Source organism: Methylomonas sp. DH-1 (assembly GCF_046097555.1).
Classification (GTDB): domain Bacteria; phylum Pseudomonadota; class Gammaproteobacteria; order Methylococcales; family Methylomonadaceae; genus Methylomonas; species Methylomonas koyamae.
This window is the reverse complement of record NZ_CP143089.1, coordinates 3,721,108-3,748,037: the sequence shown is the minus strand read 5'-3', so window position 1 is coordinate 3,748,037 and position 26,930 is coordinate 3,721,108. Positions and strand designations below refer to the sequence as shown.

Sequence of the window (26,930 nt, the reverse complement as noted above, 5' to 3'; positions counted from 1 at the left end):
TAAAGCCGCCCGCGGCAATACCGGCGGCGTTTATCGCCAGGGAAAGGCCCGGTCGGGAGCCGGGCGCCAGAAATCGAACAGTTCTTCGCGGCGAGCGATAAATTCGCCAAGCAGTTGGTTTTGCTGTTGCCGGTAGTGTTGCGACGCGAATTCCGGCGGATTTCCACTGTAGAAGGCGTGCAGCGCGTCGAGCATGACGACGCTGTTCTGGAGGTCGCCCATGGCGGTCAAATAGCTTTGCAGGCGTTTGTCGTGGTCGGCCGGCAAGTGCGGGACGGTGTCGGCGAAGGCGGCGATGGCATAACGCAGCTTTTTGACGGCGATACGCAGGCGGTGGATGCTGTGCAGGTCGTCGGCCGCAACCGCCGCGTAGCGCGCCGCCGCTTCCGCATAGGTTTGGTCCAGCGCACTGAGTATTGCGGTGGAAACTTGGTCCTGGCGGGGTACGGCGTGCCGAAATTGGCGTAGTGCCTTATCGACTTTTCGGCGCAGTTTGGCTTGGCGTAGGCCGGCGACGAAGGCCGGTAGCCGTTGCAATAGTTGTTGCTCGCGCCGGTGCAGATGATCCAGGAAATCGCTCAGCTCCGGCAGTTGCGGCAGTTTTCCGGCTACTTCGTAGAGCATGACTTGCACGTCGCGCAGTTCGTCGAAACCGTCGAGTTGCTGCTTCAGCGCTTGCCGTAACGGTGTCAGCGCCCCGCAAGGGGCGATTTGCCGTAACAGCCCGATCGTACTCAATAAGCGGCGGATGCCGGTACGCAAGTTGTGGACATGCTCTTCGCTGCAAGTTTGGCAGCAGGCTTTCAGGCGTTTGCGATATGAGCGCCAATGGCGGTTAAGCGCGGCGCCGGGCAAGTTACCGCCGGCGTCGCCCATCGTTCAGTTTTTACGGCTTTGCAGCCGGCGTTTGCGCATGACCAGCGTGATGATCGGGCCGGAAGCGGCGTAACCGACCGACAGCAGGAACAGCATGCGTTGCGGCTGGGCCATCACGAAGCTGATGAACAGCATCGCAATAATGGCGACGATGAACGGCACTTTGTTTTTCAGATCGATTTCCTTGAAGCTGGAATAGCGGAAATTGCTGACCATCAGCAGGCCGGTGGTAATGGTGGTCAGCAATACCAGATACTTGAAGGTTTCCACGTCGTAACCGTTCTCGACGCAAAACCACAGGCCGCCGGCCAGGATCGCCGCCGCCGCCGGGCTGGGCAGGCCTTGGAAGTAGCGTTTATCGGCCACCTCGACTTGGGTGTTGAAGCGCGCCAGCCGCAATGCGCCGCCGGCCATGTGCACGAAAGCGGCGAACAAGCCGGCTTGACCCATGCTGGACAAGGTCCACAGATACATGACGATGGCCGGCGCCGCGCCGAACGAGACCATGTCCGATAGGCTGTCGTATTGCACGCCGAACTCGCTCTGGGTATTGGTCAAGCGGGCGACGCGGCCGTCGAGGCCGTCGAGCACCATCGCGATGAACATCGAAATTGCCGCAGTTTCGAAGCGGCCGTTGATGGCCGACGTGATCGCGTAAAAACCGGCAAACATCGCACCCGTGGTGAAAAGATTGGGTAGCAGGTAGATGCCGCGGTGGCGTTTCGGTTGAGGATTTTTCAGCATGGCGTTCGCAAGCGGTAACAAGTTGGCGGCATTTTACATGCTCGGTCCGGGGCGTGCTATTGCGATTGCGTGACAGGGCGGGATTGATCGCGGTCTCGCGGGCTAGAGATAAATGGCCCGGCATTCGGGTCAACCGGGCTTTGATCAGGCTGAAGCGTTGAATCGCTTAGAATTTCCAAACCAGTAGAGCCTGCGGCACATTGTCGTGTAAACCCTTAATCCCGTATTTGTTATGCCAATATTGGTATTCCAGGCCGATAAACAGATGGCCGGCATCGCCCCAAAAATCGCCGATATCCAACCTGAGCTGGGGTTGAGCCAAAGCCTGGCGGGCAGCGGTTTGGTTGCGGCCGATGAAGTCGGCGAAGCCTTCGAAACTCCATTTGCTGCCGGCAATTTCGAACGGCAATTGCCAGACCGGCGTAATTTGCCAGGAGGTGCCGATGTCGGCGGGTTCGGTGACGCGCTGGCGCAGGAAATCGACGTTGAAATAATTGAAGCCGGGCAAATCGAAGTCGACGCTGATGCCATACAACCAGGCGCGAAAGCCGCTTTGCTTGCTGTCCATGTTCTCGCCCAGGTTGATGCCGGCGGTCAGGCCGAAGTCCTTAAAAATACCGTACGACAAATCCAGCCCGCTAATTTTGCTCAGGCTGAAAGTGCTATAGGCTTCGCCGTACAAGTTGGTTTGCGGCGGCTGGCCGGACTCGGTGAATAGCGTATCCATAAAAAAGAAATTGCGGCCGTAGGCCCAGCCGTGGCTGTGGGTGACGGTGACGATGGATTGCGCCACAGGGTTGGGATTGAAAGGCTCGTTGTAGCCGGCGCCGTGCAGGTATTGGATTTCGCTGTTGCTCCACAGCAGGGAGTCGGCGCTGGCGCTCGCGGGCAGGGCAGTAAGCAGCAAAGCCAGCCGCAACGGGCTCGGCGAAACGGGCATATCGTGGAAATCCTGCGGGCAAAAAAAAGCCCATCGTGAAGATGGGCTTTAATGCTAGCCGATAAGCTTAGTTTTTGCTTTTATCGACGATTTGGTTGGCTTTGATCCAAGGCATCATCGCGCGCAGTTTGGCGCCGACGGTTTCGATCGGGTGCTCGGCGTTCAGGCGGCGGCGGGCGGTCATTTCCGGATAGCCGGTTTGGCCTTCCAAAATGAATTGCTTGGCGTATTTGCCTTGTTGGATGTCTTCCAGGGCTTGCTTCATCGCCCAACGGCTTTCTTCGTTGATCACGCGCGGACCGGTGACGTATTCGCCGTACTCGGCGTTATTCGAGATCGAGTAGTTCATGTTGGCGATGCCGCCTTCGTACATCAAGTCCACGATCAGTTTCAGTTCGTGCAAGCACTCGAAATACGCCATTTCCGGCGGGTAGCCGGCTTCGGTCAGGGTTTCGAAACCGGCTTTGACCAGTTCCACCGCGCCGCCGCACAGTACCGCTTGTTCGCCGAACAAATCGGTTTCGGTTTCGTCGCGGAAGGTGGTTTCGATGATGCCGGAACGGCCGCCGCCGATCGCGGACGCGTAGGACAAGCACAGTTCTTTGGCTTGGCCGGAAGCGTTTTGGTGGATCGCGATCAAGTCAGGGATGCCGCCGCCTTTGGTAAATTCGGAGCGCACGGTGTGGCCCGGCGCTTTCGGGGCAATCATGATCACGTCCAGGTCGGCGCGCGGCACGACTTGGTTGTACAGGATCGAGAAACCGTGGGCGAAGGCCAGTGCTGCGCCTTGTTTGATATTCGGCTCGATTTCTTCCTTGTACAGTTTGGATTGGAATTCGTCCGGGGTCAGAATCATGACCACGTCGGCACCGGCAACCGCTTCCGGTACGTCTTTTACGGTCAGGCCGCTGTTGGTGGCTTTAGCGACGGACGCTGAGTTGGCGCGCAAGCCGACCACGACGTCAACGCCGGAGTCTTTCAGGTTGTTGGCATGGGCGTGGCCTTGCGAACCGTAGCCGATGATGGCAACTTTTTTGCTGCGGATGATCGAGAGATCGGCGTCTTTGTCGTAATAAACTTGCATAGTGTTTCTCGTTACTCTTGGTGTGAATTAAAAATTATTTTGCTAGCAGGGAACTAGCTATCTTGCGGGGCACAAGCCACGTTTGTACCCCGACGATTTTTACAGATGTAAGCCTTTCTCGCCGCGGGAAATGCCGGTCGGACCGGAGCGCGCCACTTCGATGATGCTGCCTTCCTCGAAGCCGTGAATGAAGGCATCCAGCTTGTTGGATTGGCCGGTCATTTCGACGACGTAGCTGTTCGGCGTCACGTCAATGATTTTGCCCCGGAAGATGTCGACCATGCGTTTGACTTCCTCGCGGGTGTCGTGAGTGGTTCTGATTTTGACCAGCATCAATTCGCGTTCGATATGCGCCGACTCGGCCAGATCGATCAGTTTCACCACATCGATCAGTTTGTTCAGTTGCTTGGTGATCTGCTCGATGATCTCGTCGCTGCCGCTGGTGACCAAAGTCATCCGCGACAGGCTGGGGTCTTCGGTGGGTGCCACGGTCAGCGACTCGATGTTGTAACCGCGCGCCGAGAACAGGCCGGCAACGCGCGACAGGGCGCCGGATTCGTTTTCGATCAAAATAGATATGATGTGGCGCATCAGGACAACTCCCTCTCGACCGGAGTACCGGGCGCGACGCGCAGTTTCATGTCGTGGTGGGCTTTGCCGGCTTCAATCATCGGGTATACGTTTTCGGTTCTGTCGGTAATAAAATCGAGGAACACGGTTCTATCCTTCAATTCGAATGCTTGTTTCAAGGCGTCGCGCACTTCTTCCGGCTTCTCGACGCGGATGCCGACGTGGCCGTAAGCTTCGGCCAGTTTGACGAAATCCGGAATCGTGTCCATATACGAGTGCGAGTAGCGGCTTTGGTAGGAGAATTCCTGCCATTGCCGGACCATGCCCATGTAGCGGTTGTTCAGGTTGACGATCTTAACCGGCGTGTTGTACTGCAACGCGGTGGACAGTTCCTGTATACACATCTGGATGCTGGCCTCGCCGGTGATGCAAGCGACGTCGGCATCCGGAAACGCCAGTTTGACGCCGATCGCCGCCGGCAAACCGAAGCCCATCGTGCCCAGGCCGCCGGAGTTGATCCAGCGCCGCGGTTTGTCGAACTTGTAGTATTGCGCCGCGTACATCTGGTGCTGGCCGACGTCGGACGTCACGAACGCTTCGCCGTTGGTCACTTCATACAGTTGTTCGACGACGTATTGGGGCTTGATAATCCGGCTTTCGCGGTCGTACTCCAGGCAATTCACATCGCGCCAGCTTTGAATCAATTGCCACCAGGATTCCAGTGCGGCTTTGGACGGCTTGATTTTGCTCTCCTTGACCAATTCCAGCATCTGTTGCAATACCGGTTTGACTTCGCCAACGATAGGCACGTCAACCTTAACGGTTTTGGAAATCGAGGCCGGATCCACGTCGATGTGAATGATCTTGGCGTACGGGCAGAACTCGGCCAATTTGCCGGTCACCCGGTCGTCGAAACGCGCGCCAACTGCCAGGATCACGTCGCTTTCGTGCATGCCCATATTGGCTTCGTAAGTGCCATGCATGCCCAGCATGCCGACGAACAGGTTGTCGGTGGCAGGGTAACCGCCCAAGCCCATCAAGGTGTTGGTGATCGGGTAACCCAGCAATTGGGTCAGTTCGGTCAGCTCTTCGTGCGCTTCGCCCAAAATCACACCGCCGCCGGAATAAATCATTGGCCGTTGCGCGTTCAACAGCATTTCCACCGCACGTTTGATCTGGCCCTTGTGGCCGGTCACAACCGGGTTATAGGAGCGCATGCTGACTTTTTTCGGGTACTTGTAGGGTACCTTGATGTTGGGATCGGTGATGTCTTTCGGTACGTCGACCAATACCGGTCCGGGGCGGCCGGTGGTCGCCACGTAGAAGGCTTTTTTGATCGTTTCGGCCAGATCGTTAACGTCCTTAACCAAGAAATTGTGTTTGACGCAGGGGCGGGTGATGCCGACCGTGTCAACCTCCTGAAACGCGTCGCTGCCGATCACCGGCGAAGGTACCTGGCCGGAAATGATCACCATCGGGATCGAGTCCATATAGGCAGTGGCGATACCGGTCACGGCGTTGGTAGCGCCGGGGCCCGAAGTCACCAGCACCACGCCGGGTTTGCCGGTGGCGCGCGCATAGGCGTCGGCCGAATGGGTGGCACCTTGTTCGTGCCGCACCAGAATATGTTTTACGTCGTCTTGATGGAAAATGGCATCGTAGATGTGCAAAACAGAGCCACCCGGATAGCCAAATACAAATTCGACACCTTCATCTTTAAGACATTGGACAAGAATTTGTCCGCCACTGAGTTCCAATTTTATGCCCTCGAAAAGCTAACCAAACCGTGAAATGCGGATTTTACAAAAAAGGTTGGATAAGCTACTGTCTTTGGCCGGTTTCGTCAAGGAAAACCAAGGGTTTTACTCGGTTTCGCGTTACGCGGCGACCGGCTTCGAAAAGTGAGGGATGTGTTGCGGGCGAATTTTGTTGATGTTTGGTATGCCGACCTGGAGCGGCTGGATTTGGGAGCTTTACGCGCTTTGGACGCATTGTTGCCGGATCGGGAGCGTGGTCTGGTTCAGGCCTATAAGCGCCTTGAACAGCGCCATCGCTTCGTTGCGGTGCGTGGCTTGTTGCGGCGCACATTGGCCGGCTATTTGGGTGTCGAGCCGCAGGAATTGGTGTTCGAACTGGGCGAGTTCGGTAAGCCCGCGCTTCAGGCGGCGGAGCTGTATTTCAATATTTCCCATTCCGGAGCGCATTTGCTGATTGCGGTGGCCGATTTCGGCCCTGTGGGGGTTGATGTGGAAACAGTTCGGGCTGGGCGCAATCTGCATGCGCTTGCCGGCCGCTGTTTTTCCGGACGGGAGTATCGGGATTGGGCGGCATTGCCGGCTGATCAGCAATTGCCGGGTTTTTACCGTCTCTGGGTAAAGAAGGAGGCCTTCGTCAAGGCGGTCGGCCGCGGTATCGCGGCGGGTTTGGAATTATGCGAATTTGCTGTCGAGCCGGGTGGGCAGGTCGCTGCGATCCCAGCCGAATTCGGTGTCGCCGGCGATTGGTCGGCGGTTGAATTGCAGCTTGGCGATGCCAATGCCGCCGCCGCATTGGTGGTGCCGAACAAACCCTACGCATTCAGTTGCCGCAAACTCGAACCGGGCGGGTGAGGTCACAAAATGCGGCAGGCATAAAAAAGCCGCTGGTAAGCGGCTTTTTTTCGTCGGCGGTCGCTTAACGTTTCGAGTATTGCGGACGTTTTCTGGCTCCGTGCAAGCCGATTTTTTTACGTTCGACTTCGCGGGCGTCGCGAGTGACGTAGCCGGCTTTTCTCAATGGAGAGCGCAATGATTCGTCGTATTCCATCAGTGCGCGAGTCAGGCCGTGGCGAATCGCGCCAGCCTGGCCGGACGGGCCGCCGCCGGAAACGATGATGTTGATGTCGAAATCGCCGGTTTTGCCGAGCAGTTCCAGTGGTTGTCTGGCGATCATTTCGTCGGTTTTGCGGCCGAAGTATTCGCTAACCGGACGGCTGTTAATAGTGAATTTGCCGGAGCCGACGGTGGCGTAAACACGCGCCACAGAGCTTTTGCGGCGACCGGTTCCGTAGTATTGAGCTGCCATAAACTATCTACCTGCTTAGAATTCTAAAACTTTAGGTTGTTGAGACTGGTGATTGTGTTCCGGACCGGCGTACACTTTCAATTTTTTGAACATCGCCCGGCCCAGTGGATTTTTAGGCAGCATGCCTTGCACGGCGGTGGTGATGATGCGGTCGGGGAAGGTTTGTCTCAATTTTCCCAAAGAGGCGGACTTCATGTTGCCGACATAACCGGTGTGGCGGTAGTACATTTTGTCTTTTTCTTTGTTGCCGGTAACGCCGATTTTTTCGGCATTGACGACGATGATGTAGTCGCCGGTATCAACGTGTGGAGTGTATTCGGGTTTATGTTTGCCGCGAAGACGTCGTGCAATTTCAGTAGCAAGGCGACCCAATGTCTTTCCTTCTGCATCAATCACGTACCAATCGCGCTTAACTTCTGCGGGCTTTGCACTAAATGTTTTCATCGTTGCTTTCTTAAAATCGGTTGAAGCTGTAAAAGCATGGCATTCTACTTAAAGCGGCCGCTAACTTCAAGTTGCAATTACAGCTTGATTTTTAGCGAATGCAGTTTCCGGTACAGGTGGGTGCGTTCCATGCCGATCGCAGCGGCTAACTTGGCGACGCTGCCGCCGTTTTTTTCGAAATGGTATTCCAGATAGGATTTTTCGAAATGGTCGCGGGCTTCTTTCAGCGGCAGGTTGAAAAACTCGGGCACGTTTAACCCCAGCTTGGGTTGCTCGGCGATCGAGCCCAGAGCCGCCTTGACTTCGTCCAGTTCGATGTCGTCACCGGCGCCCAGAATCATCAGGCGCTGTACCAGATTGCGCAACTCGCGGACGTTGCCGGGCCAACTGTAATTGCGCAGATAATTCTGCGCCGCCATCGAAAAGCGGCGGAACGGCAGTTTTTCGTGCACGACGAAATGGTCGACATAAAAATTCAGCAAACTCGGCACGTCTTCGCTGTGTTCGCGTAGCGGTGGAATTTCCAGCGTCACCACATTCAGCAGATAATACAAGTCCTGGCGGAAGCGGCCGCTGTTGACTTCTTCCTCCAGTGCCATCCGGGTGGAGGCGACCACGCGCACGTCGACCCGCACGGCTTGGCTGCCGCCGACACGCAGGAACGAACTCGATTCCAACGCGCTGAGCAAACGGGTTTGGGTTTCCGGGTCCATGCCGCCGATTTCGCCCAGGAATAGCGTACCGCGGTCGGCTTGCTCCAGCAGACCGCGGTAAACGCGGCCGTTGTCTTCGCGGCCGAAAAACTCGACCGCAGCGTTTTCCGGGGAGATGCTGCCAACCGAGACGTCGACAAATGCACCGTCGCGGCGGGAGCTGTTGTTGTGTAGGTAGCGGGCGTACATTTCCTTACCGACGCCGGCTTCGCCCACCAAAAGGAGGCGGGCATCGTGTTGTGCCAGGCGTTTCAATTTATCTTTGGTGCGCTCGACCACGGCGCTTTTGCCGACCGGTTCGACGCCTATCATCAATTGCTGTTTCAGGCCGGCGTTTTCCCGTTGCAACGAACTGGTTTCCAGAGCGCGCTCGACGATCAACAGCAATTTCGCCATCGACAACGGTTTTTCCAGAAAATCGTAAGCGCCGAGGCGGGTGGCTTCTACCGCCGACTCCACCGAGCCGTGGCCGGACATCATCACCACCGGACACAGCGCGCTGTCTTCGCCGACCCATTCGCGTAACAGCGTGATGCCGTCGCTGTCTGGCATCCAGATATCCAGCAAAATCAGATTGGGCTGGCGCTGGCTTTTCAGCTTCTTGGCTTCCGCTGCGTTCTCTGCCATCGCGACTTGATAGCCTTCGTCCTCCAAAATCTCCGACACCAGTTGGCGAATGTCCTGTTCGTCGTCGACCACCAAAATGTAAGGCGTTTGTTTATTCATCGATCGTTCCAAATTCAAAAACCGGTAGCTGGAGCAAAAAACCCGCCCCGCCATTATATGACGTATCGACCCAAATCACGCCGCCGTGTTCTTCGACGATTTTTTTGACGATGGCCAGACCCAGGCCGGTGCCCTTGGCTTTGCTGGTCACGTACGGTTCGAAAATGGTCTCGATCTGTTCCGAGTTCAGGCCGCTGCCGTTGTCGTACAGGCCCACTTCCACGTAATCGGTGTTGTTGCGGGTCACTTTGCCGATTCTGATACTGATGTGGCATTTTTCCGCGGTGGCCTCCTGAGCATTCTTGATCAGGTTATGCAACACCTGGCGAATGCTGACCGGATCGACTTCGACAATGACATGCTGGCTGGCGGCGGCCATCGCGAAGGTAATGCCGGACGGCAGGTACAGCGTGGTGACCTGTTGGATCAAGTCCACCAGATTGATTTTTTCGACCTGTTTTTTCGACGGGCGGGCGTACTCGGAGAAATCGTCAACCATGCGTTTCATCGCTTCCACCTGCTGGACGATGGTGCGGGTGCCGCGCTGTAGAAATTCGGCCGAACCGTCCTGCAGCTCTTTGGAAAGTTTATGTTGCAAGCGTTCGGCGGAAAGTTGGATCGGCGTCAGCGGGTTTTTGATTTCGTGCGCCAAGCGTCGCGCCACTTCGCCCCAGGCTGCGTTTTTCTGGGCCTGGATCAAGTCGGTGACGTCGTCGAATACCACCACGGCGCCGGTGCGGGCGCCGTGTTGCGAGAACAGCGGCGTACCGCGGCACAGCAATTCCTGGCGGCCGTTCGGGCCGAGAAACACGATGCGCTGCTCCCAGATGTCGTCGGCTTTTTCCAGCAGGCTTTGAATCGCCGTCAACACGTCGGCTAATTCAGGGTGCAGCCGGGCCAGGGCCGGCAGATTCTGGCCGACGAAATGGCTGACCGGAATATGCAAAATCCGGTAGGCGGCTTGGTTCGCGGTGCGGATGAAATAAGCCGCATCGAAGCTGATCACGCCGGCGGTCAGATTGGCGAGTATGGTTTCCAGGTAGGCGCGCTGGTTTTCCACCTCCAGGCCGGCGGCGCGGGTTTCGTCGCGGGAACGGGCGATGCGCCGGGTCATCTGGTTGAAGGATTCGACCAAAAAACCCAGGTCGTCCTGGCTCATGACCGGGAGTTGTTGTTGGTAGTCGCCGTCGGCGACCGCCTGGGTGCCTTTGACCAATTCCCGGACCGGAGCGACGATGTTGCGAATGCTGATAAAGGCGACCCAGATTGCCGCGAGCAAGCTCAATAGCAATACCAACAGCAGGATCAGCGAGAAACTGGTTTTCAGCGAGTCGCGCAGGAAGTTCATCTCCTGGTAGCGGATGAAGGCGAATTCGATGGAATCGGCCAAATCGGTGACCCGCACCGGAATCGGATACAGTACCTGCAAAAACCGGCTCTGGTCGGCTTCGATGGCGACGATGATGCGCACCAGCATTTCGTCGTTGTCGCCGGGATCGAAGGCGAAATATTCTTTGTTTTGCTTCAACTGCAGCCAAATTTGCTCGTCGGGCAAATGCGGCAAGATATCGCTGGGATTGATGCTGCTCGAGGCCAGAATCCGGCCCTGGCTGGTAAATACCGCCAATTCCAGCGCACCCGATTCCCGCCATAGCGAACCGACTTCCAGCGCAATCAATGTCTCCGATTTGCGCTGCAGTTGCTCGGCCATTTGCTTGGTTTGCTTGATGTGCCAATTCATGCGCTGGTTTAGCGCCGATTGGCTCAGTTCCAGCGCGTCGTCCATGGCCCGGTCGATTTCGACGTTGAACCAACTGTCGATGCCCTGATGCAGGAATTGGACGGAAAAATAGAACACGATCGCCGCCGGCGCCAGTGCCAGCAATACGAACAGCGAGACCATGCGCGTGGTCAGTCTGGAGCCGGCTTCCTTTTTCTTCAGCTCCCGCACCAGCGAGTAGGCGTTGACGACGACCAGGCCCAGCAGAATGATCGAGCCCAGGGTATTGATCACCAGCAGCCAGGAATACAGCTCGCCGAGTTCCGAAGACTCTTGGGTGGCGCTGCTCATCAGTTGCAGCGAAAGCAGCACGAAACCGAACAGAATGACGATGGACGCGCTGGCCGGCAGCTTCATTTTTGAATAGGCCATAAGCTCCAATGGCTGGAAAGAAACCAGCGGTGATCCAGATAAGCCACCGGGCGTAGCGGAATCGGCAGCGCCTCGCGGTTAAATTGGCTGCGCACCGCCAGTTGGTAATAGCGGCCGGTTTGCAGCGCTGCGGCCGGGATCGGTTGCTGGTCGCGCACGCTGGCCATGAAATGCAGCGCGGCGCTCAGCGTCAAAAACATCTCGCTGTGGTTTTGCGGGGTTTGCACCGCATATTGGTTCAATAACGCATGAAATTGCAGCCGGTAGCGTTGCTTGCTGCGGTAGGCGACGCTGTCCCATAGCCAGCCGGGCTCGCGCAATTCCATCACCACGTCCCAGGTCAACGGCACGCCTTTGTCCAGCGCCTCTTTGGCGACCGGACTCAGCCGATATTCGATCTGGCTGGCGATGGTCGCGGTATCGCCTTCGGTTTGCAGTTCGGCGTACTCGATCCGGGCGGCGTAGTTGCCGGCCTCGGCCGGCGCCGAAGCGAGCGCCAGGCATAGCGCAAACAGGCTGGGACTAAACCGCTTTGCGCAGCTTGGCATAATAAAAGCCGTCCATTTGCCGTTCTCCGGTCAAGATTTGCCGGCCGTGCGGGCGGGGCAAGCCCCAATGCGCGTCTATCGGCAGTTCTTCGGCGTCCTTATGGGCCGCCAGAAACGCGGCGATTTGCTGCTCGTTTTCCGCTTTCACCACCGAACAGGTGGCGTAGAGCAGGATGCCGCCGGGAATCAGCAGTTGCCATGCGGCTTGCAGAATCCGGGCTTGTGTCGCCTGCAATGCGGCGATGTCTTCCGGCCGGCGCAGCAATTTGATGTCCGGGTGGCGGCGGATCACGCCGAAACCGGAGCAGGGGGCGTCTAATAGAATCCGTTGAAAACGGCGTTGCCCGGCCCAGTCGGCCGGTTGGCCGGCGTCGGCAACCAGGGTTTCGGCCTGCAAATGCAGACGCGCCAGATTGGCGTCGACCCGTTGCAGGCGCTGGGCGTCGACATCGATCGCCACCAGCCCGGCCAGTGCCGGTTGTCGTTCCAGAATTGCCGCGGTTTTGCCGCCCGGTGCCGCGCACAAGTCCAATACCCAGTCGCCGGCTTGGGCGTCGAGGAGTTCCGCAGCCAGTTGCGCGGCGCTGTCCTGCACCGAGACCCGGCCCTCCCCGAAGCCGGGCAATTGCTCGACTGCTACGGCCTGGTCCAGCCGGATCGCCGTACTACAGCAATCGAGCGGCTGGCCGGCTATGCCCTGGGCAGCCAGTTGGTCCAGGTAAGCGTCGCGCCCGGTTTGGCGTTGGTTAACTCGCAAAAACATCGGTGCGGCCTGGTCGTTGGCGTGCAGGATTTTTTCATAACGTTCCGGCCAGTCGCGGCGTAGCGTTTCGACTATCCACTGCGGATGGTTGAGCCGGGCCTGCGGGTCTTGCTCTGCGGCTTGCAGCAGGTTTTCCGCCTCGCGCAAATACTGGCGCAGCACGCCGTTGACCAAACCCCTAGCCCAGGGCTTGTGGCTGGTGGCGGCAACGGTTTCCGATACGGCGGCATGCGCTTTAACCCGCATGTGTTGCAGTTGGTAAAGACCGACCAGCAACAGGGCTTTGATGTCGCCGTCTTTGGCTTTCAAGGGCTTGCCCAGCAGTTTGCTTAACGCGAAATCCAGCGCGTAGTAGTGGCGGACCACCCCGTAACACAGGGCTTGGACGAAGGCTCTGTCCTTGGTGTCCTTCAGCTTGGGTAGGCCGTGATCCAGGGCGGCGGTCAGCGATTGGCCGTCGCCGATGACCTTAGCCAGAATTTGCGCTGCGCAGCCGCGTAGGTTCATGAGCCGAGTACGACGCCGGCGGCCGGATGCGCGTTGAGAAAATCCTTGCCGTTGATGCGTTTGCCGCCCGGCAGTTGCACCTCCAGCAGCCTGAGCATGCCCGCGCCGGTGGCGACGTCCAACGTCTGCGCGGAACTGTCTATCGTGCCGGGTGCAGCGGCGGCAGGCCGGTTCAACACTTCGCTACGCCAGACGCGCAATACTTGGCCGTTGCATGTCGTTTGCGCCACCGGCCAGGCGTTGAGGCCGCGGATTTTCCGGTCCAATTCGACCGCCGATTGCCGCCAGTCGAGCACCGCTTCCTGTTTTTCCAGTTTATGCGCGTAAGTGACCAGGCTCTCGTCCTGGGTTTCGGCCTGTAGCGTGCCGGTTTCGATCATATTCACGACTTTCAACAACGCCTCGGCGCCGAGTTCGGCCAGGCGGTCGTGCAGCTGGCTGGAGGTGGTGTCGGCGCCAATCGGGCAATCGACTTTATAAAGCATGTCGCCGGCGTCGAGTTTTTTGACGACTTTCATGATGGTGACCCCGGTTTTGCTGTCGCCGGCCATCACTGCGCGATGGATCGGCGCCGCACCGCGCCAACGCGGCAACAACGAGCCGTGCACGTTGATACAGCCGAATTTGGGAATATCCAGTACGGCTTGCGGCAGGATCAGGCCGTAGGCAACGACGACCATCAGCTCCGGTTGCAAATCGGCCAAGGCTTGGACGGCTTCCTCCGCTTTGAAGTTTTCCGGTTGGGCGACCGGAATGCCCGCTGTCAGGGCCAAGTCTTTGACCGGGCTGGCCGTCAGTTTGCGGCCGCGGCCGGCCGGCCGGTCCGGCTGGGTATAGGCTGCGACCACTTCGTGCGGCGAATCGATCAGAGTTTGCAAGGTCGGAACCGCGAATTCCGGGGTGCCGGCGAAAACGATTTTCATGATTGTCCTTATGCGCCCTGCGCGCGGTGGATTTTGTCCAGTTTGGCTTTAATCCGGTTGCGTTTGAACGGCGACAGATAATCGACGAACAGCTTGCCCTCCAGATGGTCCATCTCATGCTGAATACACACCGCCAACAGGTCGCGGGCTTCGAGTTCGAAACTGTCGCCGTTGCGGTCGAGCGCTTTGACTTTAATGTGCTCGGCACGGCTGACTTTTTCGAAAAAACCCGGCACAGACAGGCAGCCCTCTTCGGATTCTTCGACGCCGTCGCGCGCGACGATCTGCGGATTGATCAGGCAGATGGGATTGTCCTTGTTTTCGGAGACGTCCATCACGATCACTCGCTTGTGAACATTGACCTGGGTGGCGGCCAAGCCCACACCCTTGGCCGAATACATGGTTTCGATCATGTCGTCGACGAGCTTTTTGATGCCGGCGTCGACTTGTTCCACCTCGCTGGCGACAGTGCGCAAACGCTTATCGGGGAACTCCAAAATCGTAAGAATACTCACGCTTTACTCCGCATTGCTGAAATCGATGGCAGGGATTCTATCCGAAATCGGCTCGGGTTTGCATGCTGTGGCCGGGCGGAGCGGCTGCGGCGCAGCGCTGGCAATCTGCGCCAATTCATCTAAACTGTGCGGCAAATTCCATTGGCGGCCGGCGGCAAATGCGCCGGCCGGACCATATCACGCCCGGTGCCGGTTGTTGCTGCCGGGTAGATTCATTACTGGCTTCGGCAGGACAAATTTATGTTGCTTCGCACCGCTCTGGGTATCGCGTTTTCGCTATGGGTTGCCGCCGCGCGGGCCGACGAATTGCAGATCAACCCCAATCATCCCGACCAGTACACGGTGGTGAAGGGCGATACGCTGTGGGATATCTCCGGCAAATTTCTGCAACATCCGTGGCAATGGCCCGAACTCTGGCATAACAATCCGCAAGTGAAAGATCCGCACTGGATTTATCCGGGCGACACCTTGTATTTTTCTTACGTCGACGGCAAACCCAGGCTTAGTTTGACGCCGGGCGATGCCGTAGAAGAAAAGGTGTTGCCGCGGGTGCGCGAGTCGTCGATCGAACAAGCCGTGCGCATGGTGCCCAGCGATGCGATCATCCAGTTTCTGAATTCGCCGAAAGTGGTGACGGCGGAGGAATTGCAACGGGCGCCTTATGTGATCGGGTTCGTCGGCGAGCATCTGATCGCCGGTGCCGGAGACGGAATTTACGTCCGGGCGATCGAGGAACCGGAAGGCTTGGGTTATACCATCTATAGGCAGGGCAAGCCTTACGTCAGTCCGGTGACCAAAGAAATTTTGGGTTACGAGGCCCAGTTCATCGCCGATACCACCTTGCAACAGCCTGGCGATCCGGCGACGCTGGTGATCAATAAATCCGATCTGGAGGTACAGCGCGGCGACCGCTTGATGTTGACCTCCGAGGGCGAATTGGCGCTGAACTATTTTCCGCGGCCGCCGAAAGAACAAATCATCGGCAGCATCATTCGCGTCATGGGCGGCGTGTCCCAAATCGGCCAGCACGACGTGGTCGTGATCGATAAAGGCACTGCCGACGGCATCGAAGTCGGCCATGTGTTCGATGTTTACCGGCGCGGCAATTTCGTGCTGGACCGCTACCAATCTCCGGAAGGGGTAGCGGTGAAAATGCCGGACGAAATCGCCGGCGAATTGATGGTGTTCCGCACCTTCGAGCGGGTCAGCTACGCATTGGTGATGAAAGCGTCGGCGGCGATGCACACTTTGGATAGGGTGCAGACGCCTTGACCGCTGAGGCGTGGCCGTGTCCGGGCTTGGCGGCTCAGGGTTGAACGGCTCGATCGGTTGACTGCATTGGACCTGGCGCCCGATTCCGAGCTGAAATACTGGTTGGCGTTGCAGCGCATGCCGGGAGTCGGCGGCCGGACGATCCAGCGCTTATTGGAACATTTCGAACCCGAAGCTATTTTTTCCGCGTCCCGCGCCAGCCTCGGTGCGCTCGGATTCAGCGACAAATTAATCTCGGTGCTGCAAGCGCCCGACTGGCAAGCCGTCGAAACCGATTTGGCTTGGCTCGTTCAAACCGGTAACCATGCCTTCACGCTGCTGGACCCGGATTATCCCCCGCAATTAAAAGAAATCGACCGGCCGCCGCCGGTGTTGTTCGTCAAAGGCGATCCGGCCGTATTGGCCGAACCGCAGTTGGCGATCGTCGGCAGCCGTAATCCGTCGCCGGTCGGCGTCAGCACCGCACTGCAATTTGCCGAAGCGCTGGCTGCCGCCGGCTTGGTCATTACCAGCGGTTTGGCGTTGGGTATCGACGCTGCCAGCCACCAGGGCGCTTTGAACGCCAACGGCCGTACAGTCGCCGTAGCCGGCACCGGTCTGGACCGGGTTTATCCGGCCCGGCACAAAGACTTGGCGATGCAAATCGTCGAGCACGGCGCGCTGGTGTCCGAGTTTTCGCCCGGAACCGGGGCCAAGGCCAGCCATTTCCCACTCAGGAACCGGATTATCAGCGGCCTATGTCTCGGCTTGCTGGTGGTCGAAGCGGCGCAGCAGAGCGGGTCGCTGATCACGGCGCGTCTGGCGCTGGAGCAAAACCGGGAGGTGTTTGCGATTCCGGGTTCGATTCATAATCCGCTGGCGCGCGGTTGTAACGCGCTGATCCGGCAAGGCGCGAAACTGGTGGAAACCGCCGAGGATATTTTTGAAGAATTAGGCCAATATAATCAACAAAGTATGCGAACCGAACCGGAAACGGCGCAGACTGTGCTTGACCTGGAACAACAAAATCTATTGAATTTGATTCCGTATAGCCCAACAACGGTAGATGCGCTGGTTCAGGCAGGTATCTGGTCGGTCGAAGAGGTTTCTTCGATGTTGCTGGTGTTGGAGCTGCAGGGCTACGTGGCCGGTATTGCCGGCGGTAGCTACCTTCGAATCAAATAAAGGTTCTAATGAAAGAAGATATTTTTGATGTGCTGATATATCTGTTTGAAAACTATCTGGATGGCGACAGCGATAACTACCCCGATACTTCAATCATTGCCAGCGAATTGTTGGATGCCGGTTTTCAGCAGCCGGATGTCAATAAAGCCTTCGATTGGCTGGAATCGCTGGCGGAGATGGACAGCATCGCTCCGGCAGTTTCGTCGTCTTTCCGAATTTTCAGTCAGCAGGAAATCGCCGTTTTCGATTTGGAATGCCGCGACTTTTTGATGTACTTGGAACACGCCGGCATCCTGACGCCGGGTAACCGCGAGATCGCCATCGACCGGGCGATGGCCTTGAAAGACGAAAATATCACCATCGACAAGCTGAAGTGGATTGTGTTGATGGTGTTGTTGAGCCAACCCGGCGACAGTGCCGCTTTTTCCAGAATGGAAGACATCGTCTACGATCTGATACCGAATTCTTTACACTGAGGCTTTTACCGACTGTATGAGCAAAAGTTTAGTCATTGTAGAGTCGCCTGCAAAATGCAAAACCATCGAAAAATACCTGGGTAAAGATTTCCAGGTGCTTGCCTCCTACGGCCATGTGCGCGATTTGATACCCAAGGAAGGCGCGGTCGATCCCGACAACGGCTTCGCCATGAAATATCAAGTGATCGACCGCAATCAGCGCCATTTGCAGGAAATCGGCAAGGCGATCAAAAACGTCGATACGTTGTACCTGGCGACCGACCCGGATCGGGAAGGCGAGGCGATTTCCTGGCACGTCTTCGAGCATTTAAAAGAAAAAAAATTGCTGAAAGACAAGGAAGTACGGCGGGTGGTGTTTCACGAAATCACCAAAAAGGCCGTAACCGAAGCCATCGCCCACCCGACCGAGTTGTCCAACAGCTTGGTCAACGCCCAGCAGGCGCGGCGGGCCTTGGATTATTTGGTGGGCTTCAATCTGTCGCCGTTGCTGTGGAAAAAGATCCGCCGCGGTTTGTCCGCCGGTCGGGTGCAAAGCCCCGCGCTGCGGATGATCGTCGAACGCGAGATGGAGATCGAGGCGTTCAAGACCCGGGAATACTGGTCGCATACCGCCGAGGCCAACGCCCAAGGGCAAGCGTTCAAAGCCAAATTGACCCATTTCAACGGCGAGAAACTCAACCAGTTCAGTTTTACCGACGAGGCGCAAGCGCATCAGGTGCGGCAAGCGTTGTTGGATGCGGCCGATGGCGAATTGATTGTCGCCAAACTGGAAAAGAAGCAGCGCAGCAGACATCCGGCGCCGCCGTTTATCACTTCGACATTGCAACAGGAAGCCGCGCGGAAGCTGGGTTTTACCACCAAGCGTACGATGATGGTCGCTCAGCAATTGTACGAGGGCATCGATCTTGGCGGCGAAACCGTGGGCTTGATTTCTTACATGCGTACCGACTCGGTGAATCTGGCCGAGGAGGCTATTGCCGATATTCGCGGGCTGATCGCCGAAAAATACGGCGCCGAAAATGTGCCGAAAGAGCCGCGCCAGTTCAAAACCAAATCCAAAAACGCGCAAGAGGCGCACGAGGCGATAAGGCCGACTTCGGTGCAGCGCTTGCCGGATCAGGTCAAAGGCCGGCTGACGGTCGAACAGTTCAAGCTCTACGATCTGATCTGGAAGCGTACCGTGGCCTGCCAGATGATTCATGCCACGTTGAACCAGGTTGCCGTCGATTTGAACTGCGGCAGCGACCGAAATGTGTTCCGCGCTACCGGTTCCACGGTGACCAATCCCGGTTTCATGATGGTTTATTTGGAGGGGGTCGACGACAGCAAGGAGGCCGCCGACGATCAGGAGAGTATCCTGCCGCCGATGGAACAAGGGCGGCCGGTCAAATTACAAGAGATCGTCGCCACCCAGCACTTCACCGAGCCGCCGCCGCGCTACAGCGAGGCCAGTCTGGTCAAGGCGTTGGAGGAATACGGTATAGGTCGGCCTTCGACCTATGCCGCCATCATTTCCACGCTGCAAAACCGCGAATACGTAACGATAGAAAACAAGCGTTTCTATCCGACCGACGTCGGTCGGATCGTCAATAAGTTTCTGACCGAGCATTTCACCAAATACGTCGACTACAGTTTCACCGCCAATCTGGAAGACGAGTTGGATGCCGTGTCGCGCGGCGAAAAGGATTGGATTCCGTTGATGAACGACTTCTGGCGGCCGTTTACCCAGTTAATCAACGAGAAAGAAGAGAGCGTGCAACGCAAGGACGTCACGCAGGAGAGTATCGACGAGAAATGCCCGGAATGCGGCAGCGCCTTGTCGATTCGGTTGGGCCGGAACGGCCGCTTCATCGGTTGTACCAATTATCCGACCTGCTCGTACACCCGTAATCTGGGCGAAGACAATGCCGTGGCGGCCGGCGAACCGGAAGTGGTTGAAGGCCGGGTTTGCCCGAAGTGTGAATCGGCTTTGGTGATCAAGACCGGACGTTACGGCAAGTTCGTCGGCTGTAGCGCTTATCCGAAATGCAAGCACATCGAGCCGCTGGAAAAACCGCAGGACACCGGTGTCGAATGCCCGCAATGCAAGAAAGGTGCGATTTTGAAGCGGAAGGCGCGTAGCGGCAAGATTTTCTATTCCTGTTCGGAGTACCCCAAATGCGATTATGCGTTATGGGATGCGCCGATCAAGGAAGAATGCCCCGATTGCCACTGGCCGATTTTAACCTTGAAAACCACCAAGCGCCGCGGCACCGAAAAAGTCTGTCCGCAGAAGGAATGCAAATATGCAACCCCTTACGAAGGCGATGCCGAGGATGCTAACGGGCCTTAATCCGCGTCGGCAGTTGCCACGCCGGCGGGTAAGCCAAGTTTCTGGCTGACGGCGATTCCGTGCCGGTCGCTAAACCCGGCCGGTAATTCCAGCATGTACTGCGCCGGGATCTGTGAATCGTAGATTCGGCAAGGGTCTTTTCTGCAGGGCGGCAGGTTTTTCAATACGGCGGCGATTCTGGCATCTGCGGTAACAAACAGTACGTCCAGGGCGATCAACGTATTCTTCATCCACATGCTGCGCGGGCGTTGGTCCGCATAAACGAACAGCATGCCTTGGTCCGGCCCCAGTTCGCGGCGGAACATCAACCCCAATTCCCGTTGTTCGGCGGTATTGGCAATAGCCACGTAGACCGGATGTTGTTGATTTTCAAAAACCAGTTTGTGGGCAAACGGGTTTTGCTCTTCGGCCAATGCCGGGTTTGCCGTTGGCACAACGGTTAGTATCAAAGCGGCGATTGCGCCGCGCAGTCGATTGTTCATGCTGGAAGCGGTTAAACCGGTGTTGTTTTTGCAGGGGCGGCTGATTATAATGCCGCGTTCTTTTGTTTTGCGAGCGTGGCGAAATTGGTAGACGCGCTGGATTTAGGTTCCAGTGGTAACCCCGTGAGAGTTCGAGTCTCTCCGCTCGCACCATACCCGCTTCATGCGTCGCCATACGACTGTAAGCTCCCCGGATTTGAACATCGTCTACCGTTCCCCCGAATCATAAATTCCTATTTTTTAGTTATTGAGGTAAAGCAATGCAAGTTTCTGTCGAGAAGACATCAGAATTAAGCCGGAAAATGACCGTCAGTATTCCTGACGCCGTAGTTCAGGAAAAAATGGAAACTCGCTTTAAAACCCTGGCGCGCACCGTCAAAGTGGACGGTTTTCGTCCCGGTAAAGTGCCGGCCAGCATGGTGAAAAAGCTTTACGGCGACCGAGTCAGAAACGAAGTGACCGGCGACTTGATTCAATCGACTTATTTCGAAGCTTTGCAACAGCAGGAACTGAACCCGGCTGGTCATCCCCACATTCATCCCAGCGAAAAAACCGAAGGTTTCGAATACGTTGCCGAATTCGAAGTCTATCCGGAAATAGCGTTGGATGGTGTCAGCGGCCTGCAAATCGAGCGGCCGAATGCAACCGTCGAAGAAAGCGATGTCGATAACATGATCGAGAAGTTGCGGCAGCAGAAGAAAACCTGGAACGGCGTCGAGCGCGCCGCTCAAGAAGGCGACAAAGTCCTGATCCACTTCTCCGGCGTTTGCGAAGGCGAAAACTTCACCGATGGCAAGGTCGAAAATTATCAGGTCGAAATCGGCGGCAAGCAAATGATTCCCCGTTTCGAAGACGAACTGACAGGCCTCAGCGCGGGTGAAAGCAAAACCTTTAGCGTGACTTTTCCGGAAAAATACAACAGCGAAAAACTGGCCGGCAAACCGGCTGAGTTCGAAGTCGAATTAGTTAAGGTCGAAGAGCCGGTGCTGCCCGAAGTCGATGCCGACTTCATCAAGGCTTACGGGGTAGAAGACGGCGACGCGGCAACGTTCCGCGCCGATGTTCGCGCCAACATGGAGCGCGAACTGGCGCAAGGCCTGAAGACCAAGTTGAAAACTGCGGTAATGGATGCGTTGGTCGAGCATGTTCCGGTCTCGATTCCGAATGCGCTGGTCGACCAGGAAATTCAAGCGTTGATGAAGCCTTACGCGGAACGGGCCAAGAACATGCGCTTGAAACTGGAGGACCTGAATCTGCCGCGCGATATGTTCGAAGAGCAAGCCAAGCGCCGCGTGGCATTGGGCTTGATCTTGGGCGAAGTGATCCATAAAAACGAATTGAAAGTCGATGCCGATAAAGTGCGTTCGGTCATCGAGGATATGGCGAAGAGCTACGAACGCCCCGAAGATGTCGTGAACTGGTATTATGCGGACAAGTCTCGGTTGAACGACGTGCAACAAATGGTTCTCGAGGACCAGGCTGTGGCATGGATCGTAGGCCAGGCTAAAGTCGCCGACGTGACCGTCGGTTTTGATCAGGTAATGGAACGATAGTGACAATGAGGGCTTAACGTGTTTAACCAAAATGTGATTAGCGAAATGATGGCGCCGCAAGCGGCGGGCGGTCTAGTGCCGATAGTGGTTGAACAAACAGCCCGTGGGGAAAGATCGTTTGATATATACTCCCGCTTACTGAAAGAACGGGTGATTTTTCTGGTGGGCAAGGTTGAGGATTACATGGCCAATCTGGTCGTGGCCCAATTGTTGTTTCTGGAGTCGGAAAACCCGGATAAGGATATTCACCTGTACATCAACTCGCCGGGCGGATCGGTAACTGCAGGCATGGCCATTTACGACACAATGCAGTTCATCAAGCCGGATGTCAGCACCATGTGCATCGGTCAAGCTGCCAGTATGGGGGCTTTGTTGTTGGCAGGCGGCGCGGCCGGCAAGCGTTATTGCTTGCCGCATTCCCGGGTCATGATTCACCAGCCTCTGGGCGGTTTCCAAGGCCAGGCCTCGGATATCGATATCCATGCTCGGGAAATTCTGCAGATTCGGGACCGGTTGAACAAGGTATTGGCTCACCATACCGGCCAGTCCCTGCAAAAGATCGAGCAGGATACCGACCGGGATAACTTCCTGAGCGCGGAGCAGGCCGTGGATTACGGCTTGATCGATAAGGTATTGACCAGCCGTAGCGTTTAAAAAACGGCGCACCCCGGTTGCCGCGATGAGCGGGGGAGTTTACTATTGGTTTTTGAAGTATTTCATCTCTGTGATGAAGCGAAGTGAAACGGTGGAGTCAGTCTATGAGTAGAGACAAGAAAGGTAAAGACGACGAAAAGCTTCTTTACTGTTCTTTTTGCGGTAAAAGCCAAAATGAAGTGCGGAAACTGATTGCCGGGCCATCCGTTTATGTTTGCGACGAGTGTGTCGAGCTTTGCAACGATATCATCAGGGATGAATTGCTCGAAGACGAAATGGCGGTATCCGGCGGTGCGTTGCCCAAACCCAAAGAAATCAAAGCCGAATTGGATAATTATGTAATCGGTCAGGAAAACGCCAAGAAAATTCTGGCGGTGGCCGTTTACAACCATTACAAGCGCCTGCGCAGCAACAGTAAGAAAAGTGATGTGGAGCTGGCGAAAAGCAATATTTTGCTGATCGGTCCGACTGGCTCCGGCAAAACCCTGCTGGCGGAAACGCTGGCCAGATTGCTGGACGTACCGTTTACGATCGCCGACGCGACGACCTTGACCGAAGCCGGATATGTCGGTGAGGACGTCGAAAACATCATTCTGAAGATTTTGCAAAAGTGTGACTACGACGTAGAGAAGGCCGAAACAGGCATCGTCTACATTGACGAGATCGACAAGATCTCCCGCAAAGCTGACAACCCGTCGATTACCCGTGATGTGTCCGGCGAGGGAGTGCAGCAGGCGCTGCTGAAGCTGATCGAAGGCACGGTGGCTTCGGTGCCGCCGCAAGGCGGCAGAAAGCATCCGCAACAGGATTTTCTGCAAGTCAATACCGCGAACATCCTGTTTATTGTCGGCGGCGCTTTTGCCGGTCTGGATAAAGTCATCAAGAACCGCACCGAAAAAGGCGGGATCGGTTTTGCTGCCGAAGTCAAAACCAAGGACGACAACAGGAACGTCGGTGAGATTTTTGCCGATGTGCGCTCCGAAGATTTGATCAAATACGGTCTGATTCCCGAGTTCGTCGGCCGCTTGCCGGTTATCGCGACCTTGGACGAATTGGACGAAGCGGCGTTGATTCAAATTCTGACGCAGCCGAAAAATGCTCTGATCAAGCAATACAAGCATTTATTCGAGATGGAAGGCGCCGAATTGGAATTCAGAGACGAATCGTTGGCGGCGATTGCCCGCAAGTCGATGGAGCGCAAAACCGGTGCCCGCGGTTTGCGTACTATCGTCGAAAATGTATTGCTGGATACCATGTACGAATTGCCTTCCAACGACAAAATTGCGAAAGTCGTGATCGATGAAAGCGTAATTTTGGGCAACTCCGAACCGATTTTGGTCTACGAAACCGAGCCGAAATTGGCCGTGTCCGACGCCTCGTAGCGGTAACATTCGGCTGTTCGTTGAGCCGAAACGGAAATTCAGGGAGCTTTGCCGGTGCTAAGCTCCTTTTTTTTGCGCCGAATTTAAGATACTTGTTTTCTCCGGGATCGTCCTCATATAGGATTGAGTGTGTATTGACGTGCTCCGGGAGCCATTGAAATGACCGATTTGAAAAACCAAGACGAACTGATTCCGGTCCTGCCTTTGCGGGACGTGGTGGTTTACCCGCATATGGTAATCCCATTGTTTGTCGGCCGAGGCATGTCTATCGACGCACTCGACGCCGCGATCAAGCAGGATAAGCAGGTGCTGCTGGTCGCCCAAAAACAAGCCGATGTCGACGAGCCTGGCTTCGACGATTTGTACAAAGTCGGCACTCTGGCCAATATTTTGCAATTATTGAAATTGCCGGACGGCACCGTTAAGGTATTGGTCGAGGGCAGCCAGCGCTGTTCGGTAATCCAATACTGCGAAGTCGACAGTTATTGCGCCGCCAGTGTCGTTGAATTGGACGACGAACTGAACATTTCCGAACAGGAAGCGGAAGTGCTGCAACGCACCGCGATCAATTCGTTCGACCAGTACGTGAAGCTGAACAACAAGATACCGCCGGAGGTATTGAATTCGCTGTCCGGCATAGACGACCCCAGTCGTCTGGCCGATACGATGGCTGCGCATATGGCGCTGAAGGTCGAGGAAAAGCAGGCCATGCTGGAAATGGTCGATGTGGCCAAGCGTTTGGAAAATCTGATGACGCTGATGGAAGGCGAAGTCGACATCCTGGAAATGGAAAAGAAAATTCGCGGCCGCGTCAAAAAACAGATGGAAAAAAACCAGCGCGAGTACTATCTGAACGAGCAGATGAAGGCGATTCAGAAAGAGCTGGGCGAAATGGACGAGGCCAGCAACGAAATCGAAGAGCTGGAGAAGAAAATCGCCGCGGCCGGCATGTCTGCCGAAGCTAAAACCAAAGCGACCGCCGAATTGAACAAACTGAAAATGATGTCGCCGATGTCGGCCGAAGCGACGGTCGTGCGCAATTACATCGACTGGATGGTCAACGTGCCTTGGAAGAAAAAAACCAAGGTTCGCCACGATTTAAAGGTGGCGGAAGAAGTGTTGGAAGCCGAGCACTTCGGCTTGGAGAAAGTGAAGGAACGTATTCTCGAATATCTCGCGGTTCAGCAGCGGGTTAAAGCGCTGAAAGGGCCGATTTTGTGCTTGGTCGGGCCTCCGGGGGTTGGCAAAACTTCGCTAGGCCAGTCGATCGCCCGCGCCACCAACCGCAAATACGTGCGGATGGCTTTGGGCGGAGTTAGGGACGAGGCGGAGATTCGCGGCCATCGCCGCACCTATATCGGTTCGATGCCGGGCAAGATCCTGCAAAATCTGGCGAAGATCAAAACCCGCAATCCGATGTTCCTGTTGGACGAAATCGACAAAATGGCCGCCGATTTTCGCGGCGATCCGGCTTCGGCGCTGCTCGAAGTGCTGGATCCGGAACAGAACCATACATTCGCCGACCATTATCTGGAAGTCGATTTCGACCTGTCCGACGTGATGTTCGTCGCTACCGCCAACACGATGAATATCCCACCGGCTTTACTGGACAGGATGGAAATCATTCGTTTGGCCGGTTACACCGAAGACGAAAAAATCAATATCGCGATCCGGTTTTTAATCCCGAAGCAAATCAAGAGTAACGGTTTGGCCGAGTCGGAGATCCATATCTCGGAAGGGGCGGTAAAGGATATCGTGCGTTATTACACGCGGGAAGCCGGGGTGCGCGGGTTGGAACGGGAAATCTCGAAAATTTGCCGCAAGGTGGTCAAGGATTTGTTGTTGAAGTCGAAAAAGTCGCGCACCTCGATCACCGAAAAGAACCTGGACAAGTATCTTGGGGTGCGCCGTTTCAGCTACGGCATGGCCGAGGATAGCGACCAAATCGGCCAAGTGACCGGGTTGGCTTGGACCGAAGTCGGCGGCGAATTGTTGACGATCGAAACCGCGGTGATGCCGGGCAAAGGCAAGCAATTGGCCACCGGTAAGCTCGGCGATGTCATGAAAGAATCGATCGAAGCCGCAGTGACCGTGGCGCGCAGTAGGGCCAATATTCTGGGGATAGACAGCGAAGTGTTCCAGAAGAGCGACATCCACATCCACGTTCCGGAAGGGGCGACCCCGAAAGACGGGCCGAGCGCCGGTATCGGCATGTGTACGGCGATTATCTCGGCTCTGACCAAGATTCCGGTGCGGGCTGACGTGGCCATGACCGGCGAAATTACGTTGCGCGGCGAAGTGCTGCCTATCGGCGGTTTGAAGGAAAAGCTGCTGGCGGCTCATCGCGGCGGCATCGCTACCGTGGTCATTCCGGCCGAGAACGAAAAGGATCTGGCTGAAATTCCTGAAAATATCAAACGCAATCTGGCGATCAAGTGCGTCCGTTGGATCGACGAAGTCTTGGAACTGGCCTTGCAACGGATTCCAACCCCTCTCTCTCCAGCCGAACTGTCCGATGCTGCGGCCGCAAAAGTCGAAGTAAAACAGCCCGGAGTCGTGGCGCATTAAGGCTCGGTTAAAATCCTTGGAAACCGCAAAAATCACGGTTTCCAAGGTTTCCAACGCTTGACACCGATTACAGCCCGTTGATATAAATGTCGGCCTCTCGCAGAGGAGAGGCTGTAATCGGGTTGGTGGAAAATACCGGTTGGCGGGCAAAGCTTGCGTTTGTTTGCCGAGCATAATTAATACAACGACATCCTAAGGGGAAATAAATGAATAAATCGGAACTTATTGACGCTATCGCCAGTGCGTCACAGTTGACAAAAGCCGATGCTGGTAGGGCTTTAGATGGTTTTATCAAAGCTGTAGAAGACGCATTGAAACAAGGCGATTCCGTTGCCTTGGTTGGTTTCGGTACTTTCGATGTTAAAGAAAGAGCGGAACGCAAAGGCCGCAATCCGCAAACCGGTGAAGAGATCACCATTAAGGCCGCAAAAATTCCTGCATTTAAAGCTGGCAAATCTTTAAAAGATGCTGTAAACTAG

Annotated in this window: 25 protein-coding genes and 1 tRNA gene; 11 read left to right on the top strand and 15 right to left on the bottom strand. The window is 56.1% G+C overall.

Features of this window, described 5'->3' with window-relative positions; genetic code table 11:
* Positions 1-30: 30 nt before the first annotated feature.
* From VXJ35_RS17095 to VXJ35_RS17070, 6 genes are all read right to left on the bottom strand, one after another.
* On the bottom strand, positions 31-876 hold the full coding sequence (locus VXJ35_RS17095) for a CHAD domain-containing protein (RefSeq protein ID WP_064022489.1): 846 nt from the start codon (positions 874-876) through the stop codon (positions 31-33).
* A 3-nt stretch (positions 877-879) separates the two neighbouring features.
* Positions 880-1,620: a CDP-diacylglycerol--serine O-phosphatidyltransferase gene (pssA, locus tag VXJ35_RS17090; protein ID WP_064022488.1), complete on the bottom strand. Its 741-nt coding sequence runs from the start codon at positions 1,618-1,620 to the stop codon at positions 880-882.
* 166 nt (positions 1,621-1,786) lie between these two features.
* Positions 1,787-2,560 (bottom strand): outer membrane protein OmpK, encoded by a 774-nt coding sequence (locus VXJ35_RS17085; RefSeq protein WP_064022487.1) that lies wholly within the window; start codon positions 2,558-2,560, stop codon positions 1,787-1,789.
* A gap of 67 nt (positions 2,561-2,627) precedes the next feature.
* Entirely contained in the window at positions 2,628-3,644 is a 1,017-nt protein-coding gene (gene ilvC, locus VXJ35_RS17080) for a ketol-acid reductoisomerase (protein ID WP_064022486.1), read from the bottom strand.
* Positions 3,645-3,743: 99 nt separating this feature from the next.
* Positions 3,744-4,235 carry an acetolactate synthase small subunit gene (gene ilvN / locus VXJ35_RS17075; protein ID WP_054759842.1) on the bottom strand — a complete coding sequence of 164 codons (492 nt, stop codon included), beginning with the start codon at positions 4,233-4,235 and terminating at the stop codon, positions 3,744-3,746.
* Positions 4,235-5,971 (bottom strand): acetolactate synthase 3 large subunit, encoded by a 1,737-nt coding sequence (locus VXJ35_RS17070; RefSeq protein WP_064022485.1) that lies wholly within the window; start codon positions 5,969-5,971, stop codon positions 4,235-4,237. The genes ilvN and VXJ35_RS17070 overlap by 1 nt, the downstream gene beginning before the upstream one ends.
* Positions 5,972-6,124: 153 nt before the next feature.
* On the opposite strand from VXJ35_RS17070, the gene VXJ35_RS17065 reads away from it, so the two are divergent.
* Positions 6,125-6,823, top strand: a complete 699-nt coding sequence (locus VXJ35_RS17065; RefSeq protein WP_064022484.1) for a 4'-phosphopantetheinyl transferase superfamily protein — start codon at positions 6,125-6,127, stop codon at positions 6,821-6,823.
* Between the two features lie 64 nt (positions 6,824-6,887).
* Here the strand turns inward: VXJ35_RS17065 and rpsI are convergent, their stop codons facing one another.
* From rpsI to def, 8 genes are all read right to left on the bottom strand, one after another.
* Complete coding sequence (rpsI, locus tag VXJ35_RS17060; protein WP_064022483.1) at positions 6,888-7,277, bottom strand: 30S ribosomal protein S9; 390 nt, start codon at positions 7,275-7,277, stop codon at positions 6,888-6,890.
* 15 nt (positions 7,278-7,292) lie between these two features.
* Complete coding sequence (rplM, locus tag VXJ35_RS17055) at positions 7,293-7,721, bottom strand: 50S ribosomal protein L13 (protein WP_054759837.1); 429 nt, start codon at positions 7,719-7,721, stop codon at positions 7,293-7,295.
* A gap of 77 nt (positions 7,722-7,798) precedes the next feature.
* A complete protein-coding gene (locus VXJ35_RS17050) occupies positions 7,799-9,160 on the bottom strand; it encodes a sigma-54 dependent transcriptional regulator (RefSeq protein WP_064022482.1) in 1,362 nt (453 codons plus the stop codon).
* A complete protein-coding gene (locus tag VXJ35_RS17045) occupies positions 9,153-11,312 on the bottom strand; it encodes an ATP-binding protein (protein ID WP_064022481.1) in 2,160 nt (719 codons plus the stop codon). The genes VXJ35_RS17050 and VXJ35_RS17045 overlap by 8 nt, the downstream gene beginning before the upstream one ends.
* Positions 11,294-11,860, bottom strand: a complete 567-nt coding sequence (locus VXJ35_RS17040; protein ID WP_064022480.1) for a DUF4390 domain-containing protein — start codon at positions 11,858-11,860, stop codon at positions 11,294-11,296. Before VXJ35_RS17040 ends, VXJ35_RS17045 begins: the two co-directional genes overlap by 19 nt.
* Positions 11,835-13,130, bottom strand: coding sequence for a 16S rRNA (cytosine(967)-C(5))-methyltransferase RsmB (gene rsmB, locus VXJ35_RS17035; RefSeq protein WP_064022479.1), 1,296 nt, complete (start codon positions 13,128-13,130; stop codon positions 11,835-11,837). Before rsmB ends, VXJ35_RS17040 begins: the two co-directional genes overlap by 26 nt.
* Positions 13,127-14,053, bottom strand: coding sequence for a methionyl-tRNA formyltransferase (gene fmt / locus VXJ35_RS17030; protein WP_064022478.1), 927 nt, complete (start codon positions 14,051-14,053; stop codon positions 13,127-13,129). The genes rsmB and fmt overlap by 4 nt, the downstream gene beginning before the upstream one ends.
* A gap of 8 nt (positions 14,054-14,061) precedes the next feature.
* Positions 14,062-14,568, bottom strand: coding sequence for a peptide deformylase (gene def / locus VXJ35_RS17025; RefSeq protein ID WP_064022477.1), 507 nt, complete (start codon positions 14,566-14,568; stop codon positions 14,062-14,064).
* A gap of 240 nt (positions 14,569-14,808) precedes the next feature.
* Here def and VXJ35_RS17020 point away from each other — a divergent pair, with 240 nt between their 5' ends.
* The 4 genes from VXJ35_RS17020 to topA all read left to right on the top strand — a co-directional run bounded on the left by VXJ35_RS17020 (position 14,809) and on the right by topA (position 19,812).
* Entirely contained in the window at positions 14,809-15,840 is a 1,032-nt protein-coding gene (locus VXJ35_RS17020; RefSeq protein ID WP_054759833.1) for a LysM peptidoglycan-binding domain-containing protein, read from the top strand.
* Between the two features lie 117 nt (positions 15,841-15,957).
* On the top strand, positions 15,958-17,004 hold the full coding sequence (gene dprA / locus VXJ35_RS17015) for a DNA-processing protein DprA (protein WP_064023567.1): 1,047 nt from the start codon (positions 15,958-15,960) through the stop codon (positions 17,002-17,004).
* A gap of 8 nt (positions 17,005-17,012) precedes the next feature.
* Positions 17,013-17,480, top strand: coding sequence for a DUF494 family protein (locus VXJ35_RS17010; RefSeq protein WP_064022476.1), 468 nt, complete (start codon positions 17,013-17,015; stop codon positions 17,478-17,480).
* 16 nt (positions 17,481-17,496) lie between these two features.
* Positions 17,497-19,812, top strand: a complete 2,316-nt coding sequence (gene topA, locus VXJ35_RS17005) for a type I DNA topoisomerase (RefSeq protein WP_064022475.1) — start codon at positions 17,497-17,499, stop codon at positions 19,810-19,812.
* On the opposite strand, the gene VXJ35_RS17000 is transcribed toward topA, so the two are convergent.
* The gene (locus VXJ35_RS17000; protein ID WP_082880970.1) at positions 19,809-20,294 is read right to left on the bottom strand and encodes a DUF192 domain-containing protein; all 486 of its coding nucleotides are present in this window, start codon (positions 20,292-20,294) and stop codon (positions 19,809-19,811) included. The genes topA and VXJ35_RS17000 overlap by 4 nt on opposite strands.
* 69 nt (positions 20,295-20,363) lie before the next feature.
* Between VXJ35_RS17000 and VXJ35_RS16995 the strand changes: the two genes are divergently transcribed.
* From VXJ35_RS16995 to VXJ35_RS16970, 6 genes are all read left to right on the top strand, one after another.
* Positions 20,364-20,447: transfer RNA gene (locus VXJ35_RS16995), tRNA-Leu, on the top strand.
* A gap of 107 nt (positions 20,448-20,554) precedes the next feature.
* Positions 20,555-21,847 (top strand): trigger factor, encoded by a 1,293-nt coding sequence (gene tig, locus VXJ35_RS16990; RefSeq protein ID WP_064022474.1) that lies wholly within the window; start codon positions 20,555-20,557, stop codon positions 21,845-21,847.
* 48 nt (positions 21,848-21,895) lie between these two features.
* Entirely contained in the window at positions 21,896-22,501 is a 606-nt protein-coding gene (gene clpP, locus VXJ35_RS16985; RefSeq protein WP_054759870.1) for an ATP-dependent Clp endopeptidase proteolytic subunit ClpP, read from the top strand.
* A 104-nt stretch (positions 22,502-22,605) separates the two neighbouring features.
* Positions 22,606-23,883: an ATP-dependent Clp protease ATP-binding subunit ClpX gene (clpX, locus tag VXJ35_RS16980; protein ID WP_064022473.1), complete on the top strand. Its 1,278-nt coding sequence runs from the start codon at positions 22,606-22,608 to the stop codon at positions 23,881-23,883.
* 168 nt (positions 23,884-24,051) lie between these two features.
* Positions 24,052-26,451 carry an endopeptidase La gene (gene lon, locus VXJ35_RS16975; protein ID WP_305080092.1) on the top strand — a complete coding sequence of 800 codons (2,400 nt, stop codon included), beginning with the start codon at positions 24,052-24,054 and terminating at the stop codon, positions 26,449-26,451.
* A 206-nt stretch (positions 26,452-26,657) separates the two neighbouring features.
* A complete protein-coding gene (locus tag VXJ35_RS16970) occupies positions 26,658-26,930 on the top strand; it encodes an HU family DNA-binding protein (RefSeq protein ID WP_054759825.1) in 273 nt (90 codons plus the stop codon).

Coding starts and splice junctions, on each gene's coding strand:
- VXJ35_RS17095 (WP_064022489.1), bottom strand. CDS start 876: ATGGGCGACGCCGGCGGTAACTTGCCCGGCGCCGCGCTTAACCGCCAT.
- pssA (WP_064022488.1), bottom strand. CDS start 1,620: ATGCTGAAAAATCCTCAACCGAAACGCCACCGCGGCATCTACCTGCTA.
- VXJ35_RS17085 (WP_064022487.1), bottom strand. CDS start 2,560: ATGCCCGTTTCGCCGAGCCCGTTGCGGCTGGCTTTGCTGCTTACTGCC.
- ilvC (WP_064022486.1), bottom strand. CDS start 3,644: ATGCAAGTTTATTACGACAAAGACGCCGATCTCTCGATCATCCGCAGC.
- ilvN (WP_054759842.1), bottom strand. CDS start 4,235: ATGCGCCACATCATATCTATTTTGATCGAAAACGAATCCGGCGCCCTG.
- rpsI (WP_064022483.1), bottom strand. CDS start 7,277: ATGGCAGCTCAATACTACGGAACCGGTCGCCGCAAAAGCTCTGTGGCG.
- rplM (WP_054759837.1), bottom strand. CDS start 7,721: ATGAAAACATTTAGTGCAAAGCCCGCAGAAGTTAAGCGCGATTGGTAC.
- VXJ35_RS17050 (WP_064022482.1), bottom strand. CDS start 9,160: ATGAATAAACAAACGCCTTACATTTTGGTGGTCGACGACGAACAGGAC.
- VXJ35_RS17045 (WP_064022481.1), bottom strand. CDS start 11,312: ATGGCCTATTCAAAAATGAAGCTGCCGGCCAGCGCGTCCATCGTCATT.
- VXJ35_RS17040 (WP_064022480.1), bottom strand. CDS start 11,860: ATGCCAAGCTGCGCAAAGCGGTTTAGTCCCAGCCTGTTTGCGCTATGC.
- rsmB (WP_064022479.1), bottom strand. CDS start 13,130: ATGAACCTACGCGGCTGCGCAGCGCAAATTCTGGCTAAGGTCATCGGC.
- fmt (WP_064022478.1), bottom strand. CDS start 14,053: ATGAAAATCGTTTTCGCCGGCACCCCGGAATTCGCGGTTCCGACCTTG.
- VXJ35_RS17020 (WP_054759833.1), top strand. CDS start 14,809: ATGTTGCTTCGCACCGCTCTGGGTATCGCGTTTTCGCTATGGGTTGCC.
- dprA (WP_064023567.1), top strand. CDS start 15,958: ATGCCGGGAGTCGGCGGCCGGACGATCCAGCGCTTATTGGAACATTTC.
- VXJ35_RS17010 (WP_064022476.1), top strand. CDS start 17,013: ATGAAAGAAGATATTTTTGATGTGCTGATATATCTGTTTGAAAACTAT.
- topA (WP_064022475.1), top strand. CDS start 17,497: ATGAGCAAAAGTTTAGTCATTGTAGAGTCGCCTGCAAAATGCAAAACC.
- VXJ35_RS17000 (WP_082880970.1), bottom strand. CDS start 20,294: ATGAACAATCGACTGCGCGGCGCAATCGCCGCTTTGATACTAACCGTT.
- tig (WP_064022474.1), top strand. CDS start 20,555: ATGCAAGTTTCTGTCGAGAAGACATCAGAATTAAGCCGGAAAATGACC.
- clpP (WP_054759870.1), top strand. CDS start 21,896: ATGGCGCCGCAAGCGGCGGGCGGTCTAGTGCCGATAGTGGTTGAACAA.
- clpX (WP_064022473.1), top strand. CDS start 22,606: ATGAGTAGAGACAAGAAAGGTAAAGACGACGAAAAGCTTCTTTACTGT.
- VXJ35_RS16970 (WP_054759825.1), top strand. CDS start 26,658: ATGAATAAATCGGAACTTATTGACGCTATCGCCAGTGCGTCACAGTTG.